Origin of the sequence: Senegalia sp. (in: firmicutes) (assembly GCF_052088025.1) — a bacterium.
Taxonomy (GTDB): domain Bacteria; phylum Bacillota; class Clostridia; order Tissierellales; family SIT17; genus Anaeromonas.
In genome coordinates this window covers 84,520-92,040 of sequence record NZ_JBQCYD010000003.1, presented here as the reverse complement: position 1 = coordinate 92,040, position 7,521 = coordinate 84,520, and the positions used below count along the sequence as shown (strand labels likewise).

Annotated in this window: 6 protein-coding genes and 1 other RNA gene; 4 read left to right on the top strand and 3 right to left on the bottom strand. The window is 27.1% G+C overall.

Translation table 11 applies throughout. The features are described 5' to 3' along the window. The first annotated feature begins 81 nt into the window (after positions 1 to 81). Both ACTHUW_RS01615 and ssrS read left to right on the top strand, forming a co-directional pair. Positions 82 to 375 carry a hypothetical protein gene (locus ACTHUW_RS01615; protein ID WP_442212351.1) on the top strand — a complete coding sequence of 98 codons (294 nt, stop codon included), beginning with the start codon at positions 82 to 84 and terminating at the stop codon, positions 373 to 375. Between the two features lie 64 nt (positions 376 to 439). Further along, positions 440 to 616, top strand: a non-coding RNA gene (ssrS, locus tag ACTHUW_RS01610) — 6S RNA. Between the two features lie 20 nt (positions 617 to 636). Here the strand turns inward: ssrS and ACTHUW_RS01605 are convergent. The 3 genes from ACTHUW_RS01605 to ACTHUW_RS01595 all read right to left on the bottom strand — a co-directional run bounded on the left by ACTHUW_RS01605 (position 637) and on the right by ACTHUW_RS01595 (position 6,157). Beyond that, a complete protein-coding gene (locus ACTHUW_RS01605) occupies positions 637 to 2,190 on the bottom strand; it encodes a putative polysaccharide biosynthesis protein (RefSeq protein WP_442212348.1) in 1,554 nt (517 codons plus the stop codon). Positions 2,191 to 2,314: 124 nt separating this feature from the next. After that, a complete protein-coding gene (locus tag ACTHUW_RS01600; protein WP_442212346.1) occupies positions 2,315 to 4,390 on the bottom strand; it encodes an ABC transporter ATP-binding protein in 2,076 nt (691 codons plus the stop codon). A 12-nt stretch (positions 4,391 to 4,402) separates the two neighbouring features. Continuing rightward, positions 4,403 to 6,157, bottom strand: coding sequence for an ABC transporter ATP-binding protein (locus ACTHUW_RS01595; RefSeq protein WP_442212344.1), 1,755 nt, complete (start codon positions 6,155 to 6,157; stop codon positions 4,403 to 4,405). A 143-nt stretch (positions 6,158 to 6,300) separates the two neighbouring features. On the opposite strand from ACTHUW_RS01595, the gene ACTHUW_RS01590 reads away from it, so the two are divergent. Together ACTHUW_RS01590 and ACTHUW_RS01585 are read left to right on the top strand one after the other, a co-directional pair. Then, the gene (locus tag ACTHUW_RS01590; RefSeq protein ID WP_442198652.1) at positions 6,301 to 6,492 is read left to right on the top strand and encodes a hypothetical protein; all 192 of its coding nucleotides are present in this window, start codon (positions 6,301 to 6,303) and stop codon (positions 6,490 to 6,492) included. A 125-nt stretch (positions 6,493 to 6,617) separates the two neighbouring features. Then, the gene (locus tag ACTHUW_RS01585; RefSeq protein WP_442198649.1) at positions 6,618 to 7,514 is read left to right on the top strand and encodes a diacylglycerol/lipid kinase family protein; all 897 of its coding nucleotides are present in this window, start codon (positions 6,618 to 6,620) and stop codon (positions 7,512 to 7,514) included. Positions 7,515 to 7,521: the final 7 nt, after the last annotated feature.

The following is a 7,521-nucleotide window of genomic DNA, read 5'->3' as shown; positions in this document are numbered from 1 at the left end:
CAATGTAAATAAACGTAGTAAATATGCGAGTTGTAGAGTTCTGCAACGAGCTAAAATAGATATTATAAAGGAGGAATTAAATTGAGTGAAAAAAAAGATCTCTCTAAATTAGTAGATAAGTTAAAATCTAGTGTAAATGCAAGTGATGAAGATGTAGAAAAATTAAAGGATCTAGCAAATAATTATTCCGATAAATCAGAAGATGAGTTATATTTTGAAATAATAAATCTGAATAAAAAACTCTCTGAAGGTCAAAACAAAGAAGAATTCATGAAAAAAATAAAAAAACTAGAAAAATTAAGACCTATGTTAAATGAGAGTCAAAATAAAAAGTTAGATACATTATTAGAAGTGCTTAAAAAAGATGCAGAGTAAATAATAAAAATTTTAATTTAGTCTTTCATTTTCCTTCACTTTGTAGTATAATGTATTTAAAGAAACATTCCTGGTGTGTTTGTGTAAACTCTTTAATTCAACCGACATATTTAATACGGGAGCTCGGAGTCTGGTGATGTATGGTATGCCTCTTAGAGGACATCAGAAATTATTAGCAGAGCACCCACCTGCGAGAGTTGCGGGTCTGAATTAATGAGAATGACGGCACATTGGGTAAACCCTTAAGCTTAGCTTAAGGGTTTAATTATGTTTATTTTTATTTATTATTTTTAATAAAGTATTTAAAGGTAAGCTTTTACTTATTATTAATAAAAACAAATAAATAAATACTGACATTACATAGTTTAAAAGTATTGTATATGGATTATATAAATTAAAATAATTTATATAATAAAAACCAATTTTTATAAAATATATCATAATAAAAGAAGACAAGATAGGTTTTATAATAGAATTTAATATATTTAATTTAATATTTATATTTTGTTTAAGTACTATAAAATCAAGACTACACATTATAACTGAGCAAGTTAAAAAAGCAATAAAAAAACCATATATTTTAAAATTAGGATTAGCTACTAAAAAATAAGTAATTGACAATTGAATAGACATACCTATCAAATGATTTATACTTGCTTTAACCTGCTTGCCTAATCCATGTAAAATACCTGATGCTGTATGGTGGAGTGATAAAAACAAAGTACTATATGAAAGTGCTGATAAGTATCTACCTACCAACTCGTCATTATAGATGAAATTTCCTAGTTGTATGGAATAAAAAGCATATATGAATGTTATAGGTATAGCCAATAAAAATGTAATCTTTAGACATAAGCTAGTGCTTTCTTCAATTTCAGATATTTTATTTCTACTGATTTGTTCTGAAATATTTGGAATTATATTTGTAACCAATGCACTAGTAAATATGAATGGTAGGAAAATAAAAGGCATAGCCATTCCCACAACTCTTCCAAATATTTCTATTGCTTGTTCACTAGTATATCCAGCCATAATAAGTCTTCGTGGAATTAATATGGTATTTGATATGGTAAGTAGTACGTGAAACAGGCTTGATAAAGTTATAGGTAATGAAATTAAAAACAAGGATTTTACTATTTTTATAGTAGGAATTTTTTTAGTTATTGCTATTTTTTTCTGTCTTAATTTTAATATATTATAACTTAGAAACAACCATAAAAGTCCAAAAAGTTCTCCAACACTTAAACCTAATATAGCTATAAAAGTTCCATAAGTAGAGCTTATAGGATAGGACAGATACAAGACTATTAATACAAATAATATCCTTGCTATCTGCTCAATAATTTGAGAAGAACCAGATACAGCCATTTTCTTCAATCCATAAAAATAAGCTCTTGTAACTGAAGATACTGATACTATTGGAATTGCTGGTATTAAAAAATATAAAAAAGATAATATTTCTTTGTTTTTTAATATGTTTTTACTTATATAAGGTGCAGTTAAAAACAAGATTAAAGATAAGATGAGTGAAATTATAAGAGTGATATAAAGGGAAACTCTAAGTATTTTTCTACTCCCCAAATAATTATTTTTAGCTTCTTCTTTAGCTACAAGTTTTGTCACAGCTATAGGAATCCCAGCAGTAGTTAAAGTTAAAAAGAGCATTAAAACAGGATTTATAAGTTGAAACAATCCTATTCCTTTAGCACCAATCATTTTTGATAAAACTATCTTATAAGCAAAACCCATTGCACGCACAATGAAATTTACAAATGTTAAAATCATAGCTCCATATATAAAATTTTTTTTATTCAATATATCACCTCTTAAAAGAATTGTATATTAATAATTATTCTAAAAGATTACATAAAATGAATAATAAAAAAAATAAACAATATGGAATTTTATTCCATATTGTTTATTTTTTTTATTTAATATATTAGTTATTAAAACTTTCTTTATATTGAAGAGTATATAAATCATAATATATACCGCCTTTATCTAATAACTCTTGATGCTTTCCAACTTCTTTTACCTCTCCCTTATGAAGTACTATTATTTTATCTGAATGTTGAATAGTTGAAAGTCTATGTGCTACTGCAATAGAAGTTCGACCCTTTATAAGTTTTACTAAAGCATCTTGAATTAAAACTTCTGTCTCAGTATCAATATTGGAGGTAGCCTCATCTAGAACCAATATATCTGGATCATAAGCAAGTGCTCTTGCAAAGGCTAGCAACTGTCTTTGACCAGATGATAAAGTTGATCCTCTCTCCATGACTGCTTCATCATAAGCTCTAGGCAATTTTGATATAAATTTATCTGCATTTACATACTTTGAAGCTTTTTTTATATCTTTTAATGAAATATTTTCATTATTTAAACGAATATTTTCTTTTATATCTCCAGTAAACAAAAACACATCTTGCAATACTATGCCTATCCTTCTTCTTAAAGAATACTTATCTATGGTTTTTATATTTATACCATCAATCAATATTTCTCCCTTTTGTATATCATAAAAACGATTTATTAAGTTTATGATAGAAGACTTACCAGCACCCGTAGCTCCTACAAAGGCTATGTTTTCTCCAGGGTTAATTGTAAAATTAACATCCTTTAAAACCCAATTATCATCATTATAAGCAAAATAAACATTTTTAAACTCTATTTTTCCTTCAAATTTTTTAAGTGTTTTAGCATTAATATCATTTTTTATTTCTTCTTCTTTATCTAATAATTGAAATATTCTCTCTGAAGATGCCATTGCAGATTGTAATATATTGAATTTTTGTGTAAGTTCCATAATAGGTTGAAAAAACCTTTGAAGATAATTTATAAATGCAAATAGCACACCAAATTCTATCACTCCAGAAATAGCTTGACCTCCACCATAATAGACAATAAGTGCTATACCAAGGGAACGAATAATCTCTATGGAAGGTCTAAATAAGGCAAATATTTTAACTTCTTTTTTTACAATATCTAAATAAGAACTATTTATATGATCAAACTCTTTAAACTTTTTATTTTCTTTAGCAAAAATGTGGACTGTATTCATTCCTGTAATATTTTCATTTAATGTTGAATTTATTTTTGCAAGTCTAACCCTTACAAGTCTATAGACTTTTCTAATTTGAATTCTAAATATTATAGAAGCTATTAAAATAAAAGGAACAACAGTAAAACTCATAAGAGCTAATTTTAAATCCATTTGAATCATTATTACAACTATACCTATAAGCATAAATATATCTTTTAAAAAACTTATGAGTACTTCTGTATACATTTCATTTAATTTTTCAGTATCATTAACTACTCTTGTAACAAGCCTTCCTACAGGATTATTATCAAAAAAGCTAAGTGACATTTTTTGAATATTAGTAAAAACTTCATTTCTGATATTATATATAATTTTTTTACCAGCATAATTTAATATATAAACTTGGAGATAATTAAATATAAAACCTAAAACTATTATAGCTAAATATATAAGCCCTAAATTATTAAGTTCTGAAATATCTTCTTCTCTAAATTCTTTGTATTCTTCATCACTTAAAGATCTTGAGTTATAAGTAGTTTCATTTATCTTAATGGTTGGATTATTGCCTTGGCCAATTATTTCTATATTATCAAAATCAGATTTGATATCACCATTTACTAAGTAATAAGTTCCATTATCTTTAACTAAGGTAGATATACTTTGATTAGACTGTAAACTTTCATCTTCAAATCGTGATTTTCTGACATATTCTTTTCCATTAAATTCAATACCATCTATAGGTGAAGAATTTAAGTTATAAACATACATGGGCTCATTTACTGCGGAGATATTGTTATCAATAGCTATTTTGATTATATAAGGACGAGCTAAATCAGCTAAGGTAACAAATATTAATAAAATTATAGAAATAGCTAAATACTTCCAATATGGTTTTGCATAGGATAATAATCTTAGCATTAATTTAGAGTCATAAGATTTAGCTAATTTTTCTTCTTCATGTATATTTTCCAAATTGAACCCTCCTTATATATTCTTAATCTTTTCTTCTAATAATTGTTTTTTATAAATGTCATTATAAATACCATCATTTGCTAGTAATTCATTATGTGTGCCCTGTTCTACTATTTCCCCTTCATCTAGCACTATGATGTGATCAGAATTTTTAATTGTAGAAATCCTATGGGCAATTATAATGTTTGTTCTATTAGTCATCATATCATCTAAATTTTTAAGTATGCGCTCTTCAGTTTGAGTATCTACTGCAGAGAGACTATCATCTAATATTAATATGTTAGGATTTTTAACTATTGCACGAGAAAGTGCAGTTCTTTGTCTTTGGCCTCCAGACATAGTAACTCCTCTTTCTCCTAGAGATGTATCAAATCCTTTTGGAAATTCAATTATATTATCATATACTTCTGATTTTTTTGCAGCATCATATACTTTTTCTTTATCTATATCATGATCAAAAGCAAATGAGATATTTTCAGCTACAGTATTTGAAAAAAGAAAATTATCTTGAGGAACATAACCAATATTTTCTCTAAGCACTTTTAGTGGGAGTTTTTTTATTTTCATACCATCAATTAAAATCTCACCTTTATCTATATCATGTAATCTTAAAAGTAAATCTACAAGGGTTGTTTTACCACTTCCAGTTCTTCCTACTATACCTAAGCTAGTTCCTTGTTTTATATCAATATTTATATCCTTTAAAGCATAATCTGAACTATTTTCATATTTAAAATAAACATTTTTAAATTGGATATTACCGTGAATACTACTAATATCATTATTAGTTTCTGCTGAATCTACAATGCTTGCCTCTTCATATAAAATATTGTTTATACGTTCCATAGAAGCAGAACCACGTTGAAGTATATTAATAACCCAACCTATGGCCATCATAGGCCAAACTAAAAGTGATAGATAACTATTAAAGGCTACAAAATCACCTAGAGAAATCTCATCTCTAATTACTAACATACCACCATACCATATAACTATTAAGAAGCTTATTCCAGATAAAAATTGAATTAAAGGTCTTAATAATCCAGAAATTTTTATTAAATTCATATTTTCCTCAAAATTATTTTGGTTAACCTTAGAAAATTTATTTATTTCTTCATCTTCTTGAACAAATGATTTGACTACTCTTACTCCAGCAAAATTTTCTTGGGCCCTATCAGAAAGATCAGAAAAGGTTTCTTGAACTGTTCTAAATCTTGTATGGATTACCTTTCCCATCTTTTGTACTGTAAAAGCTAAAAATGGAAGAGGAAATAGTGCTATTATTACTAAGTAGATATTAGTTGTTCGAATCATCATTATCAAGGTAGCTATTGTTATAAAAAGCGAATCAATTATCATTACAACTCCAGGACCTAAGGCAGTTCTTACAGCATTGATATCATTAGTAGCATGTGCCATTAAATCTCCAGTTTTATGGGTATTGAAATAATCAGGAGAAAGAGATTGCAAATGAGAAAACAATCTATTTCTCAAGTAATATTCAGCCTTTCTTGCGGTAGTTTGTATGTAAATTCTCCAAAAATATCTTCCTAGACCCGTACCAAGACCTAACAATATAATTAGTAAAGAATAATTTAATAATTCTCTTAAAGACAATTCATTAGATTGCAATGAATCAGTTATAGCTTTTAATATTTGGGGAAATACTAATTGTAATATATCTACAATGAGCAACCACATTATACCTAAGATATATCTCTTTTTATGTTTTAAGAGAAAATTTTTCAACGTTTTAAAATGTTTCATAAAGTCAACCTCCATTCAAAGTTTCGCATCACTAAATATTATACCCTTTTAAAATAAATTAAAAAGTTATCTTGAAATTTATTATACATAATAACAAGCAAAATAGAAAATGATATATTGTAGGAGGTGATATAAAATTGGAGATGAATGAAAAAGATATTGTGAAAAAGAAACTATTAGATGCACAAGAAATGATAAGGGATTATGAATCCTATTCTAAAAACATTAGAGATGTTGAAATAGGTGAAACTTTTAAAATGTTTGCAGAAGAAACTGGTATGCAAGCTAAAAGACTTCAGGCAATACTTAAAAAGATGAAAGAAGAAAACAAATAAGGAATTTTCCTTATTTGTTTTTTTACATTCAAATTAATGATATAATGTTATTGACTATATTAGTTTAAAAGTTATAATAACTATATGTTAAGTGAATACAATATAGTTATCAGGAGGAAGTAATGATGAAAAAAATAAAAGTAATATATAATCCTTCTTCAGGAAGACAAGTAATTCAAAGAAGAATAGATGAAATTATAATAAGTCTACTTGATTTAGGTTATATAGTAGGAAAATATGCTACTGAAAAAAAAGATGATGCTGAAAATGAAGCCATGAAGACTTGCAAGGAAGATTGGGATGCAATAATAGCATGTGGTGGAGATGGAACCATTAACGAAGTAGCATCTGGAGTAGCCAAAAGTAAAAGAAGAATTCCAATTGCAATACTTGCAGGTGGTACAGTAAATGATTTTGCAACTTATATGGAGATACCTAAGACGCGTGTCGAGTTTGTGGAGATGATAGAAGCTTGGGATATTGAATATGTTGATATGGGGCTTTGTAATGAATCGTATTTTATAAATGTAGCAACCGGAGGACTTCTTACAAATGTAGCTCATACAGTTCCCATAGAAAACAAAACAGTTTTAGGTAGGATGGCATATTATTTTGAAGGTATAAAAGAAATACCAAAACAAAAATTTGAAACTATAAGACTTAAAATTACATCTGAAGAATATAGTGAAGAAGAGGATGTTTTACTCTTTGTAATATCTAATGGAAAATCTGTAGGTGGTTTTAAAAAACTATCTCCTACAGCTGAAGTACAGGATGGATTATTAGATTGTGTGATAATTAAAAAGGCAGATTTTCAAGATATAGTTTCAATATTTTTAAAGATATATACAGGTGAACATGTAAATCATCCAAGAGTTGAGTATTTTAAAACCAAAGATATAACTATAGAAAATGTGTCTCAAAAAGAAGTTCATGTTGATATAGATGGAGAATATGCAGGAGAATTGCCTGTAAATATAAAAATCAGACGTAATATATTACCCATATTTATAAAAAAATAAATTAGTC

Excerpts from the sequence above, each read along its gene's own strand:
- ACTHUW_RS01590 (WP_442198652.1), top strand. The coding sequence starts at position 6,301 with ATGAATGAAAAAGATATTGTGAAAAAGAAACTATTAGATGCACAAGAA.
- ACTHUW_RS01595 (WP_442212344.1), bottom strand. The coding sequence starts at position 6,157 with ATGAAACATTTTAAAACGTTGAAAAATTTTCTCTTAAAACATAAAAAG.
- ACTHUW_RS01585 (WP_442198649.1), top strand. The coding sequence starts at position 6,618 with ATGAAAAAAATAAAAGTAATATATAATCCTTCTTCAGGAAGACAAGTA.